This window comes from Rahnella sp. AN3-3W3 (assembly GCF_003263545.1).
GTDB lineage: Bacteria > Pseudomonadota > Gammaproteobacteria > Enterobacterales > Enterobacteriaceae > Rahnella > Rahnella variigena.
Genome location: NZ_JYDG01000007.1, coordinates 61,279 through 75,243 on the forward strand (window position 1 = coordinate 61,279; position 13,965 = coordinate 75,243).

Below are 13,965 nucleotides of genomic sequence, written 5' to 3' on the forward strand. Positions count from 1 at the left end.
ATTAAACCAGTACGGCGCGGTATTCCTGCAAAATACTCAGGTAGTTATCCAGCATCGATAAAAAATCATCCGGCGCCTGCAGGTATTTTTCTTTCACCTGAGCACGCAGTTCAATATTGCCGTCAACGGGGTATAAACACGGCTGGCCGGTGTAAAAATACTCTTCGTTGTGATTAAGCATCAGGGGCAAAAGGCTCGCGCTGCAATAGCTTAAAGAGGCTGGAGCCTGCTCAACAATTTTCGCCCACACCCATACTTCATCATCTTCACTTCTGACGTGAATAGTTGGAATATCATCTTTCATATTCAGAGAGATGGTTGAGTGGTTGCTCAGATCGCTATCCAGAATATCAGCCATCCCGGCATCTTTAAGCATGGTGGAAAGCAGTGCAACAACGTCGTATTTCATTTATTACCTCAATTAATTTTCTAACGAACCAATGACATCAACATCCACGCCGGATGCAACATCGCCATAAGAAAGCACTTCCATTTCCGGGTAGCTTCCTTCAATGATTTTTTTCACAAAGCGACGAATATCCAGTGACACCATCAAAATAATATCGCGAGCGTTAGCGCCATTGCTGCTAATGCACTGCTCGAGGCTTCTGATAATACTTTCAGTTTCCGGTGGCGGTAGATTGATAAATGTCCCGCCAGAAGTTTGGCGAATTCCACCACGAACCAGGCTTTCCATATCGTGCGACATAACCAGGGTGCGAATTTGCCCGTTGGCCGCAAAGCGGTTAGAGATATAACGTGATAACACGCTGCGAACGTGCTCCACCAGCATAATAGGGTCCTTTTCCTTGGGCGCCCATTGAACTAAGGCCTCAAGAATCAGACGCATATTGCGAATAGAAATACGCTCCTGTAATAGCCGCTGGAAAACTTCGGTAATACGCTGCACGGTATTATTTCGATAACACTCTTTGAGTAGCTCAGGATATTTTTTCTCCAAATCGTCAAGCAGCGTTTTGGCCTCCTGAATGCCGAAGAACTCGGAAATATTGTGCACCAGCAAAGTTGAGACGCAGGTATAGAATTCATCGATCGCCGTTCTTGAATAAAAACCAAGCTGTAAGGCGGTTTCACTCCGTTCTTCAGGGATCCAATAAGCGAAACCCTGAGCCGTTTCTACCGCCTGCACGGTAGAGTCAATAACTTGCAGCTCATCGCCACGCATCAGCACTTTGCACATGCCCGGTAAAATGTCATACGTGGCAACCTGAATTTCATTGATTGAAACCGTTAGCTTGCCGCGCACCATTTGCTGGTCGTAGTTCATCACAACTTCCGGCAGACGAACGCCGTACTCAATAAAGAAGTTACGTTTGAGCAACGAGCACAAATTATGCTCCTGGAAATAGTTCTCGTAGCCTTTCCAGGCGGTAATGATGAGCGGAATCGTTTCTGGGATGTACTCCCCGTCGATCATCACCGGTTTGCTTTTCAGTACCGGTTCTTCATCTTCTTCTACAGAATTAACTGTCGGCTTTTTACCTTTTTTAGCATCAAGCTTATCCTTGATGAAAATGCCTAATAGTAAAGCTGCCAGCAGAACGAAGACCGGCAACGGAAAGCCCGGCAATAGCCCCAGAGCAATAGCCAATACGGCCGTAACAAGTAGGATGAATTTATTATGAAACATATCCTGCAAGATTTTTGCGCCGAGGTTCGTGTTCTCACTGTTATTTACGCGGGTGACGATCAGCCCACCGCTTATGGAGATTAACAGCGCCGGAATTTGTGCAACCAGAGCATCGCCGATGGTCAATAGAGTAAATACAGACATCGCATGAGATAAATCCATGCCGTGCTGTAATGTGCCCACCGCTATCCCGCCCAGTAAGTTCACGAAGATAATAATGATCCCCGCAATGGCGTCGCCCTTAATAAACTTCATCGCACCATCAAGCGCGCCGTATAACTGGCTTTCAGCTTCAAGATCGCTGCGGCGACGCTTGACTTCTTTTTCATCGATAACCCCTGCCTTGAGGTCAGCATCAATGCTCATCTGTTTGCCCGGCATGGCATCTAAAGAGAATCGTGCAGCCACTTCCGCGATGCGCTCCGACCCTTTGGTGATGACGATAAACTGCACGATAGTAACGATGAAGAAGATAACAAAGCCCACCACCAGGTTATCCGCAATGACGAACTCCCCGAAGCTGGCAATAATTTCCCCGGCGTCGGCATCCGCCAGCACCAGTCGACTGGTACTGATAGAGATTGCCAAACGGAATATCGTACTAATTAGCAGAATTGATGGGAAAGTCGAAAAATCCAAAATCCTTGTAATATAAAAAGAACCCAAAAAAATTAGCAGTGCCATCGTCAGGTTAAGTCCAATAAGGAAATCAACCAGGTATGTCGGCAACGGGATAATCAACATCACCACGACCATAATCATTATCGTTAAGATAATAAGCTCTGGCCTGTTACGAATTTCGAGAATAAATCTTCTAAGCATGAGTAGTTGCACATCAATCCATGGCAGACAAACTAGTTTGCCTGCGACTATTTGTAATATTCATTCCAGATGCCGGTATTTTTCTCTTTTTCGAGCATTTTATGCAGCAAAGCAGCCAGATGATTGACAATAACTTCCCGATAAAGCGTATCGACGAAGAGGAACTCAGGCGTCATATTATAAACATTGCGCAGTTCTTGAATGACCATCGACCGCTGCTTGAGCAGCAGCAATGACATAAAGTTTTTACTGAACTCTTTTAACGCCAATTTAAATTCGTCAGTATCCACTAAACCCGCTATATAAAGCCCTACAATATCGGCCTCGCCCAGCATCAGCTGATTGTTTCTCATCTGTCCCCAAAACGGGAATTTAGCAAAACTTTCATTTAGCAGCTGGTCCAGCGTGTGGAGCAAGCGTGCATCTGACAATTTTGCGCTGAGTGGACCAAATTCAGAAGAATGAATTCCGGGTTCATTGGCCTTCATATCAGCAATCAGAGCCGACAGTGTGAAAGCCAATAAACGCGTTCTGTTCTGATAACCGTAAACATCAATCCAGTCTTTGTAGATAAAGCCTGCAGGCATCTCTAGTTCAAGAAAATTAAGATAGCTATTGCGCAGGTCCTTTGCCGACAGGGGCCTGTCACCGCTACCGTCGCTGAACCGTTTTGCCAGGCGACCTACATTCATTCCTGACTGCATTTTTTTGGTGTCGCCAAATTTTTCTAAATCGGCGATCGCTTCTTTGATTTTCTTCTTCTGAAGTTCAGACAGCTGGCGGCTCAACAGCATTTCACGCAGCGCGAGCATTAAATCGCTGTCATCCGGGAAAAGCTGGCGGGCGAAGTTCAATAGGTTATTGAGGTCACGAAGTTTGGTCACATGCTTAATTAATGTGTCCAGCTTTTCATCTGCCAGATCCTCAAGCATAGAGGAGACAAAATCGTTATCTGCGCTGTCGTTTTTACGCCCGGCTTTGCTAAAGCGACCAAATGCGCTGAGGAGATCGGCCATTTCCTCTGCGGCATTACTCATCTCTTCCTGCAAATTAATAGGCAGCGCTTCTTCGCCCGCATCAAATACGGGCTGGCCTGCTGCGCTACGGTTTTCCGGGATTTGCGGTTCAATGCGATTAAAATCAACGCCAGCAACAGAACGAATGTCCATAACTCACCTGGTCCTTAATTGTTTTTCATCGTTTCACGTAACATGGAGACCGTCGATTTCAACGTTACCTCGTTCCCCACCCAAGTTCGGCCCAGCACGGGGTTATTTTCCTCCGGTCCCCGACCCTGCCAGGTTTCGCCGCTTGCCAGTAAACCTGGCTGTATAAGGAATAAGCGAACCATTTTCTTGTGACTGGTATAGCTGTAATCAAACAGCTTACCCAACACAGGGATGTCGCGCAGGAGCGGGATGCCCACGCTGTGATGTTCATCCTGATCGCGGCTGTAGCCACCGACCAACAGGCTATAGCCCACGGGCACGCGCGCTTCCGTACTTATCTGGGTGTTATTCACCATTGGCAGGCTGTCGACATTTTCGGTTTTACCCTCAGAGTTGAGAGGCAGGCCGCCATCCTGAATATTCAGGATCATCTCAATCTCCTGCTGGCGCTGCGCCAGACGCGGCAATACGCTAATCATGGTGCCGTAGGTAATCTTTTCGAGTGAGGAGTTACGCTCACCTACCAGCTTGGCGTAAAAGCTGCTGTTATTATCAAATAGCGCCGGAACATTTTCCTGAGTCAGGATCTCCGGACGTGAAACCACCTGTGCATTGCCTTTTTGCGCAAGTGCGGATACGTCCGCCAGAAAATGAATGCTGTTTTCCGGAGTCAGTGAACTGGTATTAAAAGCAACGCCGGTATTGCCTATTTTTGCCGCACCCTGCCAGCGAATTCCCAGCTCGTTAATATCATCCTTCGAAATATCAATAATCCACAGCGACAGCTGTATCTGCTGTTTAGGTACATCAATTGCGCTGACTAAATCCTCAACAAAACTTACCTGCCTTTCGGAACCCTGAATGAGCAAGCTGTTGGTGTCCGAATAGCCGACAATATTGATGGACGATTGGCCGAGGGAATCTGACTCATACTCCCGTTTCGCCGATGACCCCGAATTAAATGAAGGCAACGGCGGAAAATTTCCCTTTTGTGTGGCCGAAGCGGCCTCAAGCGCGCCTCGCGTATCATTATCTACGGTGATGTTCGCCCCGGCTGGCGCTGAACGTCCGCCACGGCTATCGCCTGAGTTATTCAGCAGCTGGTTCAGCACCGTCGCAACGCCCGGCACGATGACAGGGCTGTCGCGCTGGGTAAAGGTGCGATCGTTCACAAAAGTATTTTTAAGCTTGATCACGCGGATCGTGTTTTCACCCGTTCCGGGACGGGCATAGGTTGCATCAATATACTTTGCAGCCGCCGCGATAAGTTCGACATAGACCGGCGGCCCTGAGACATAAAAAGAGCCAGAGCGCCCGTCTGAACGCAGCGGGAAACGAGCGTCGTACAGCCCTGAGGACTTGATGAAGGCAACCAGCCGGTCAAACGGCGCATAGGACAAGCGCACAATGCTGCTTTTGATTTCGCTGGCATCGTAAACGTACACAGAGCTGCCATCGTCATACCAGATAAGCCCGGTACGTGAAGCCAAGGTATTTAACAGCTCCTTCGGCTTGCTAAGATCGAAATTTCCTGAGACCCGTTTTTTGGCCGCCTCCGTACTGACAACAAAGGGTTTATTCAGCGCGCCACCGATCACAAAAAATAGCTGTTGAACGCTGTTATTACTGGCGACGTAGGTATTTTCGTCATCCCGCGAACCGTTACGGACATCGACTGGGCCACCCGAGTAATCCTGGGTATCCAATAATGCGCCGACCGCCGAATTACAGCTCAATACTCCCAGCAATAAATACGGCAGATAGCGGACCGGCAGTTTCGCAACCATCTTATTCATGAAGCAAGCCTTCCAATTTTTTAAACTCCCTCGGTGTAATGCCAAACAGTGATTTTATTTCACTAGAAAAATGAGACGACGACGCATAGCCGTTATTTCCTGCGATAGCCGCAATTGAGTTATCTTTTTCAATCAACTGCAGGGCACTGTGCGCCGCTCGCCAAAGGCGTAACTGTTTTTTTGGCCCCCGGGTAAAAGCATGGTGGCAAAGCTTCCTGAAATAGGATTCAGATACGCCGTAGATCTTACTGGCATTACCAATCTTATGACTGTCACTCTCTTTATCTTCATTCATTACCTGAGATAACAGAAAATGGGCAATCCAATAGCTTTCGACATTCCTGACAAACGAAAAGAGATTTTCCAGGCGGCGATCCTGAGGCTTTAATAATGTAAAAATCAACATCCCCATCAGCGATTTGCATTCATCGTCCACTAAAATTGCCAGATTCCGCTCGGTGTGCATCAGTAACGAAGTATTTGTCTCCCCTATGCGCGGCTCGGCGTTAACGCTGCGAGATTTAGCCTGATAATCCAGGAATGAAAACAGCGTGCTGGCCTGTGACATCGACAGTATTTCAACCATCCAGTCACCCCGAAATGCGATCTCCATGTTATTCAGGGTCGATAGCACAATGGGTTGAAGAATATTATTCAAACGATCGTCATAGTTCTCCCTCAGTTCACCTGAGACAGATACGCTCATAACGGATTCACTATTTAGCGGTCGCGCAAACAACACGCCGTTATTTAAATCGATACATTCGTCACTCACGTAAAGCGGCATTTCCGCATTTGCGCTATCATTTACGCGTTGCCGCATTATGTTTTTCTGATGGCATTGAGCATTGCTATCTAGCATAGTTTTCTCTTACCTCAGCTTTTATTTAGAAATAATATTTAAGCACTTGATTAAGAACTATCTAATACAGCGCCTCGAAGTGCCAGTGAATTTATCAGAAAATCCTCGTTCGTCAATGCAAGTTGAAAGAGATAAAAAAAGAAATAAAAATCAATAAAAAAAGCTTCAACAAAAAATCAACAGACAATGTTGAGTTTAATAATCGGTAGCGCTACAGTGTGCCGTCTTAAAGATGCAATATCCGTATGCCGTCAAATAAATTCATCGTGAATGTAAAAATATTTTTCCATTCGCGAGGCACTTCATTCCTTTTGAAAACGTTTCTATTAAATGGCACGGCTTAGCATTAGGAAGTTGTAGTGCAGATTAAAATAAAATCGCACGGGCGCTGCTCGTTAGATTGCTTATTTACATTATTAATGGCCCTTTCTATGAACAGCGACATGAACGAATTAAACGATGATATGCCTGTACCAGAGGCACTGAAAAAATTCACCCTGAAGGTGCTGTTTGGACCCATGTTTGGCTGTGAACTCCACCTTCCAGCAGACGATTACTTTCTCATCATCAACCCGGGACTTGCACCCCAGGATAACGCCACGGGAACGATGTTGCCCGGAGAGCATGCCGCAGCCTACACGCAGAATACGCTTTATCTACCCTGTGATATGCCGTCACCCAACATTATCTTGCGTTTGTCGGCTCTTTTCCGAGATGAAGAATCGGAAGAAGGATATCGTCTTGAAGTACAGGGGGTGGATAGAAGCTACCCGGCGCTGCTGAAGGAAAATGAAGTTTTCGTGCATGAGCACATCCGCTTTGCCATCAAACCTAGTGAAGATGACTGGCCTGAAGATATTAAAAACTTCAACCTTCCCCCGGCCCTCGATGCTGAATTCAGCGAACAGGAGAAGCTGGAAGAGTTTAATGCAAAAAAAAATCATGCTCTCGTTTTCGGTTCAATTATTCTCTTACTTCTTGTGATTACCGCAGGCGTAATCTGGTATAAAAAACTGGAAAGCGATCGGCAGGTTTTAACATTAAATGAAGCGCTGGCGGGCGCACCGATGCCTGTGGATATTGTTCGTGGCCGTGATAATAATCTTATCTACGTTCTTATCCAGAACTTTCAGGCAATGGAATGGACGCGGGAAGCACTCTTCAAATTGCAGGGCAAGGACAGCGTGATTCCTGTTTGGTTAACGCAGCAAAGAAATGAAGTCATTACGCAGCTGGCTAATGCGGGTTACCCCGTTTTACAAATTGACTATTCCAAACCTCAGCACCCGGCAATTGCACTTTACAGAGGATTAACCCTACAGGAAGAAAAAAACTTCAAGGCTATTGTTTTACAAAAAATCCCTTTTGCTCTCGACATCAAAGTCCTGGTAAAAACTAAAGCTCAGTTATTACAGGAAGCTCGCCAGGGCCTGGATCGTTTGCACATTTACTACCGCCAAATCAATTCCACTAGCGGTTATGCTTTGGTGGTTCGTGATGCCCTGAGCGACAGCGCTCTACGTTCTTTGCAGAATTTCATTAAACAGTTCAATCACCAATGGGGAAACCGCGTGATTAATTTTTCAATTAATCTCGACGAAAACTGGTTACAAGATAAGTCATATGTTGACTCTTCTAATGGCTATCTGTTTTTGAACCCTCGTCATTGGTACTTTCCCCTAAAACAAGGAGACTTAAATGGCTGACACAAACGCACCTACTGTGGATAACAATGGCTATTATCTGGATGAAGTATCTGCCGGCTTCGAAGCTGGTGCTAAATCTATGATGGAGGAATTAAAGACAGCTGAAGCTGCATTGAAAAACGACCCGTCTGACCCAGCCGTATTGGCCAATTATCAGTCGAAGCTACAGCAATACACGCTGTTTCGTAACGCCCAGACAAGTACCGTAAAAGCCTATAAGGATATTGGCGCGGCTATTATTCAAAACTTCCGTTAATTAACCCGGGTACGTGTTGCTCTCGTACCCTTTTCTACTGTGGAGTAATTATGAGTCAATTTAATGAAGCCCTGTCGGCATTAACCCGGCTCTCGCCAAATACCATCAACCCTGAAGATAACCTATCCGTAAGCGTTCACGATCGAAATTTTAATAATTTAGTATCCAGCACGTTTACTAAAGTCAGCGAAACCGACGCGCAGTTTAAAAATGTGATTAATACCCTTAGCCAATCTCCGCATTACACCAGCAATCCGGAGAAGCTACAGATGCTACAAAACTATATCGGTGAATACAGTAACTACGTTTCCTTGGTGAGTACTCTTGCACGCAAGGCGGTGAGCACCATAGAAACCCTGGAAAAATCGCAATAATGATAAAAAAATATTCACGTGTCCTCGCTGCCGTGCTGTTAACTTTTATGCTTAGCGCCTGTAATGACGAGAACCTACTCTTCAACCTTACCCAGGAGCAGGCCAACCAGGTTCTGGCTATTCTGCAGCAGCATAATATTTCAGCGAAAAAGGACGGCAATCTTAAGGCTGGCTATACCGTCTCGGTCGGGGAGTCTGAAGGTACCGCCGCGCTGTCTATCATTAATCAGTACCAGCTGCCGTGGGCCGCTGACGTTCAGATAGGGCAGGCTTTTCCGGAAAGCTCTCTGGTTTCTTCACCCAACGCCGAGCAGGCTCGCGTACTCTCATTACAGGAGCAGCGGCTTGAGCAATCGCTGCGCATGATAGCTCCGGTCGTTAATGCGCGCGTTCACGTCAGCTATCCCCCCTTTAATAACGATACGAGCGGAAAAAAAGCCACCGGCCACGTCGGCGTGCTTATTTCCTATAAAGGCGAGATTGACGATAATTTGTTTATCTCGCAGATCAAAACGTTAATCAAAAATAGTTTCGATGACGTGCGCTACGAGAATATTTCGGTGGTTCTGTTCCCCGCCCCGGTTATCCAGTACGTTGCGCCGACCAGAGTACCCGCCAGCATCCCTGCCCTGTGGATTATCCTCTTTTCTGCTATGGCTTTGTGCGCAGCCGGCACGGCGGGCTTCATGCTCTATAAGCTTAGCCGCCGCCCGCCTTCAACCCAGGATAACGCTGCCGAACTGATTGAAGACGAGGCCGCAAAACCATGAGAGTCGGAGATCCGCGCATAATGTCCATTTTATACGCCCCGGCAAGCTATACACATCGCAGCCACCTGCCGGAGATATTCCGGGCGAGTGAAATCCGAGAGGACAGGCTACTTAATTTCTGGCTGCTGAGGCACGGCAAACTCTCTGACCTACCCGCACGCTGGCAGCCCGACGAAGCCATGTGTTCGCTATTGCTTTCGCACTGGCATCTGATCCCCCTTGCTGCACATTTGGTTGGTGGCTATCTGCAGCGGAACAGACTGCCTGAAATGGGCGCTGTGCTGATGTCTGACCCACGTCTGCTGGCCTTTATCTCTTTGCCGCTGCTTCTGGAGGTAACGCTTGATGAAGGCGATATCCCGTTTGATACCGCTTCCTGCGGCGCAACGTTCCTTCTGGGGCAGTTCCCAGGGTTACCTGCCGCGCTGCGACAGCGTCTGATGCTGCACTTTCCTTCCGGCATGGCGCTTGCGCAATTCGCGGCCCCCAAAACGCTAAACCACATTAATTTGCTACGAATGGCCTTCACCTATGCGCACCATTACTATTGATGAGTTACCCGAAGACCTGCATCGCCTGACGGTGATTAAATCTTCTGAGCGAACCCGCCATCAGCGAATAGCCATGGCGCTGGAACGAACCCTAAATCGCTGCAGTGAAATTCATGCCGAGTATGAGTTACAGACGGTCAGGCTGCGTGAAAACCTTGAGAGGCAAGCGTTCCAGACCGGCTTTGAGCTATTTTTCTCGCAGCTGGTGACGCTGCTTGACGAGTATCAGCGCCAGCAGCAAAAGCGGCAGGAGGTTTTTCGCCAGCAGATCGGCACAGCCCTCAATCAGTCCTTACACGACCCGATGATCGTTGAGCGCATTATCCATCACCTTCAGGAACAGTGTGGGCATCAGAAAGCGCTGCGCATCGTTATTCCCCGAGCAGTAAAGCTGCCGGAAGGCGCGGACATCTCGAACTACCTGTATACCGATGATAATCACATCACCGTGCAAAATGACATGGATGCGGTGCGCTTTCCTAGTGAAACGCTTTGCCGCACGTGGCTACAGCAGGCGGATGAAAAGACCGCCGGTTTTAATGAAACTATCAACAACCTGACGCCCGACATGCTTCGCAATCTGGCTGGGAAACTCATCGCTATGAGCCACCGGATGCCTTCAGAAACCGTCAACTCAGATAAGGATGAAAACAATGAGTAGCATCAACAGTATTGCCTCTTCCTCGCCGTACGTGAAAGACGGTGAATCGTCGGATGAGAAATTTAACAATAAAGTACTCCACTATTTCCAGCAGAATAAGCCCGACGATAAGCTGAGCGATGTGATGGATCAAATGCGGGCACTTTCCCCCGATAAGAACAAATCGATGCATCAATTGAACGAAGCGTTGCTCTACTCCGATGCCTATTTGCGCAATACCGATGAGTACAAAGATTATGCGAACAACGTGCTGGACAAGCGCACCTTCCAGCTGCTCGGCGTGAATATGTTTTTTAATAATATGATGTATAAAAGCTTTACCGAGACCGACAGCGATCCGTCGTTATAACCTTCCCCGCTATTAATCCCGGCTTAGTGCCGGGCATACAAATCATGAAAATAAAATCATTTACGCCCGTTGCTTTAACCTTATCTCTTTTGTTCTCCCCTTTTGCTACAGCACAAAAGGTAGATTGCATTGTCGAAGCCGCGCAGTGCTTCCAGATTAACCCCCTGCTGATTAAGGCTATTATTTGGCAAGAGTCCAGAAACCGTCAGCAGGCTATGAATCGCAATACAAATAGCACCGTTGATGTTGGCATTATGCAAATTAACACTGTGCATTTTAAGGCCTTAAAGTCCCTGGGCATTGATGAAGCTTTGTTGCGAGAGAATAGCTGCGCTAATGTTTTTTCAGGTGCCTGGGTGCTCAAGCAAAGTATTGAGCGCTATGGCTACACGTGGGATGGAATCGGTAACTATCATTCTAAGACGCCGGTGCATCATGACAGGTATGTCAAAAAAATCATTTCCCTAATTGCACATCAAACGGCGGTCATTGATAAAATAGAAGTGGCCAGACAAGAAGGCATCCGCGAGCGTTTTGTCTGTCGATAAGGGAGTAAGAAATATAATCCTACCCATGTAATGTGGACATGGCCTTCAGCGAGTGAAATAAGCTTTCTACGCAGGCATTGTCATAACAGCAGCCTTTTGCGCTCATGCTCCCGCGCAGATTATGGCGTTTCTGTAAGGTCTGATAATCCGATGAACAGTACTGTCCACCACGATCCGGGTGAACAATGAAATTTTCCGGGCGTTTACGCCGCCAGAGCGCCATTTGCAATGCATCACACGTAAGCAGTGCCGTCATACGCGGTGACGTCGACCAGCCGTTTACGGCACGCGACCGCAGGTCGATGACCACCGCCAAGTACAACCAGTCCTCTTCCGTACGTAGATACGTGATGTCACCTGCCCACCTTTGGTTCGGGCCCTGGCGCTGAAGTCCTGATTCAGCAGATTATCTGATACAGGCAGACCATGTTCATGATAGCTGATCGGGCTGAACTTCCGGGTAGCTTTCGCCCGCAGCCCCTGACTACGGAGGCTGGCGGAAATGGTTTGATGTTGTACTCCGGTTGTTCATCAGCTAGACGTGGCGCACCATAACGCTGTTTCGCCTCAGTGAATGCCTTACGGACAGTGGCATCACAGATGACCCTGAACTGCTGTCGCTTGCCTGACTGATGGCTGCGCAGACGCCAGACATACCAGCCTCTGCGTGCAACTTGAAGCACACGACACATGATTTTGATGCTAAACTCAGCCCGATACTTTTCGATAAAGACATACTTCATTTCAGGCGGTTCGCGAAGTATGTCGCGGCCTTTTGAGAATGGCCAGCTCTTCTGCCCGCTCCGCCAGCTGCCATTTCAGACGGGCTATTTCAACAGACATTTCCTGCTCACGTTCGGAAGAAGAATGTGCATTCTTCAGCTTGCTGCGCCAGGCATAAAGCTGTAATTCATACAGGATGAGTTCTCGGGCAGCAGCGGCAACACCGATACGTTCTGCAAGCTTTAGGGCTTCGCTGCGATATTCAGACGTGCGTTGCTTACGGGACTTTTTGGTGGTTGATGCTGGTTTTGTCATGAGTCACCTCTGATTGAGAGTCTACTCACTTATTCACGTGTCCACTATTGGTGGGTAAGATCAATAACGCAAGCATCTTGCTTGCGTTTTGGAATCAGAATGACGAGGCCGCAAAGTCGAGAAGCTTCAACAGGTAATCGACTAAAAAATAATAAAAAATTTCATTACGCTGTTTAATTGTTGTTTACTAAAAAATGCTCCAAAAATTATATCTAAGGTTATTAATTATTTTGACTTTATATCTTGCAGCGTGACGCATTGAGCGCTTAACACATTCGCCTTAGGGTGGCAGATTGCTCCTTCAACCGTGTTGCAACAATGCAAAAAATTATTGCCTTCCGGCGGGACGAGGTCTAATGGCATCTGGCCAATATTATTATGATTTTTATTAAAATCCAGCGGGTTACTTCTTGCCGTCATGGCAACAAAAATGAGACTAAAAAAAAGAAGCAGCTACTGCACTTAAAAATAACGTCTGCGGTGTAAACTTCTTTTTTTCAGGCACCCCTCTGGGAGCAGAATAAGGGATGATCGACATCGAATTAGCACTCACTGGAATGACGTTAATCATCGACTGGGTTGAAAAGGAAACGTTATCTACTTCGATATTTCTAGGAAAAGAAGACTCAAAACCAGGTTTATTGGGTTCTATTTCAGGCTCTTCCCAGCAGGGCCCGGCCGTGAGTTTATACCCCAACTTTGGGATAGTGACAATAATACTCTTCGCATCATCCCCCAGGCTTACTCTTAAAGAACGGATCACCTGTGCAATACTTTGCGAAGTCACATAACCGCCCCCCCATACTTCAGCAAGAAATTCAGTCTGAGAAACCGGTTCAGGGTATTTTTCGCAAAGTAATGCAAGCACATCTGACTGCTTTTTCCTTAATTGTAAAACAGTATCGTCTTGTTGCAGCGTTCTGGATTTTGGATTAAATGTGAAATTAAGAAAGTAAATTTTTCCTGGATTTACTACGCATTTTTTCATTTTAAATCCCTTTGCGTTTAGCTTTATGAGTGAAGGTACCTTCAGAAAAAAGCATGAGTGAATATCTCAATCCATGATCTTAAATATCTTCTGCCAAATTTTCAGATAACAAAAACCCAACTTATTTATAACCTTAGTTATACAAATAGCGGGGAATAATGTCTTCTTTATCACGATGTAGACAACAGAATTGATCTCGATGCAAATTTACTGTGAACGCAATAATACAGTACCATTCAAATCACAATATTTGAAATTGTTTTCAACGATCGATGTGTATTGGTCCATAGCCAAAACAAATCACTCAGTTTATTTTCAGGAACATATTTTTAGTCAGTTCATCCTTATAAGAAGTATTGGAAAAGGACGTCCCTGTCGCCACTGAAAGTAATGTCCTCACGCTACATGAATATTTACTTTTTCC

General features: G+C 46.7%; 14 protein-coding genes and 1 pseudogene. 8 read left to right on the forward strand and 7 right to left on the reverse strand.

Features of this window, described 5'->3' with window-relative positions; genetic code table 11:
• Position 1: 1 nt before the first annotated feature.
• From UC15_RS03565 to UC15_RS03585, 5 genes are read right to left on the reverse strand one after another with little or no spacing between them, the layout of a single operon-like run.
• A complete protein-coding gene (locus UC15_RS03565) occupies positions 2-409 on the reverse strand; it encodes a hypothetical protein (RefSeq protein WP_112287162.1) in 408 nt (135 codons plus the stop codon).
• A gap of 12 nt (positions 410-421) precedes the next feature.
• A complete protein-coding gene (locus UC15_RS03570; RefSeq protein ID WP_112287163.1) occupies positions 422-2,473 on the reverse strand; it encodes an EscV/YscV/HrcV family type III secretion system export apparatus protein in 2,052 nt (683 codons plus the stop codon).
• A gap of 47 nt (positions 2,474-2,520) precedes the next feature.
• A complete protein-coding gene (gene sctW, locus UC15_RS03575; protein WP_112287164.1) occupies positions 2,521-3,642 on the reverse strand; it encodes a type III secretion system gatekeeper subunit SctW in 1,122 nt (373 codons plus the stop codon).
• A gap of 14 nt (positions 3,643-3,656) precedes the next feature.
• A complete protein-coding gene (gene sctC / locus UC15_RS03580; RefSeq protein WP_112287165.1) occupies positions 3,657-5,438 on the reverse strand; it encodes a type III secretion system outer membrane ring subunit SctC in 1,782 nt (593 codons plus the stop codon).
• Positions 5,431-6,300: a helix-turn-helix domain-containing protein gene (locus tag UC15_RS03585; RefSeq protein ID WP_112287166.1), complete on the reverse strand. Its 870-nt coding sequence runs from the start codon at positions 6,298-6,300 to the stop codon at positions 5,431-5,433. Before UC15_RS03585 ends, sctC begins: the two co-directional genes overlap by 8 nt.
• A gap of 431 nt (positions 6,301-6,731) precedes the next feature.
• On the opposite strand from UC15_RS03585, the gene UC15_RS03590 reads away from it, so the two are divergent.
• From UC15_RS03590 to UC15_RS03625, 8 genes are read left to right on the forward strand one after another with little or no spacing between them, the layout of a single operon-like run.
• Entirely contained in the window at positions 6,732-8,006 is a 1,275-nt protein-coding gene (locus UC15_RS03590; protein WP_232829801.1) for a PrgH/EprH family type III secretion apparatus protein, read from the forward strand.
• Positions 7,999-8,262: a type III secretion system needle filament subunit SctF gene (gene sctF / locus UC15_RS03595; protein ID WP_112287168.1), complete on the forward strand. Its 264-nt coding sequence runs from the start codon at positions 7,999-8,001 to the stop codon at positions 8,260-8,262. Before UC15_RS03590 ends, sctF begins: the two co-directional genes overlap by 8 nt.
• Before the next feature lie 50 nt (positions 8,263-8,312).
• Positions 8,313-8,636 carry a type III secretion system inner rod subunit SctI gene (sctI, locus tag UC15_RS03600; protein WP_038482293.1) on the forward strand — a complete coding sequence of 108 codons (324 nt, stop codon included), beginning with the start codon at positions 8,313-8,315 and terminating at the stop codon, positions 8,634-8,636.
• Positions 8,636-9,406, forward strand: coding sequence for a type III secretion system inner membrane ring lipoprotein SctJ (gene sctJ / locus UC15_RS03605; RefSeq protein ID WP_112287169.1), 771 nt, complete (start codon positions 8,636-8,638; stop codon positions 9,404-9,406). Before sctI ends, sctJ begins: the two co-directional genes overlap by 1 nt.
• Before the next feature lie 20 nt (positions 9,407-9,426).
• On the forward strand, positions 9,427-9,957 hold the full coding sequence (locus UC15_RS03610; RefSeq protein ID WP_232829802.1) for a type III secretion protein: 531 nt from the start codon (positions 9,427-9,429) through the stop codon (positions 9,955-9,957).
• Complete coding sequence (locus UC15_RS03615) at positions 9,938-10,618, forward strand: type III secretion protein (RefSeq protein ID WP_112287171.1); 681 nt, start codon at positions 9,938-9,940, stop codon at positions 10,616-10,618. Before UC15_RS03610 ends, UC15_RS03615 begins: the two co-directional genes overlap by 20 nt.
• Complete coding sequence (locus UC15_RS03620; RefSeq protein WP_112287172.1) at positions 10,611-10,967, forward strand: hypothetical protein; 357 nt, start codon at positions 10,611-10,613, stop codon at positions 10,965-10,967. Before UC15_RS03615 ends, UC15_RS03620 begins: the two co-directional genes overlap by 8 nt.
• A 44-nt stretch (positions 10,968-11,011) precedes the next feature.
• Positions 11,012-11,515: a lytic transglycosylase domain-containing protein gene (locus UC15_RS03625; RefSeq protein ID WP_112287173.1), complete on the forward strand. Its 504-nt coding sequence runs from the start codon at positions 11,012-11,014 to the stop codon at positions 11,513-11,515.
• A gap of 22 nt (positions 11,516-11,537) precedes the next feature.
• Here the strand turns inward: UC15_RS03625 and UC15_RS03630 are convergent.
• Positions 11,538-12,553 (reverse strand): annotated as a pseudogene (locus UC15_RS03630) (IS3 family transposase); the annotation flags it as partial.
• A 436-nt stretch (positions 12,554-12,989) separates the two neighbouring features.
• Positions 12,990-13,541, reverse strand: a complete 552-nt coding sequence (locus UC15_RS03635; protein ID WP_112287174.1) for a winged helix-turn-helix domain-containing protein — start codon at positions 13,539-13,541, stop codon at positions 12,990-12,992.
• Between the last annotated feature and the right edge of the window lie 424 nt (positions 13,542-13,965).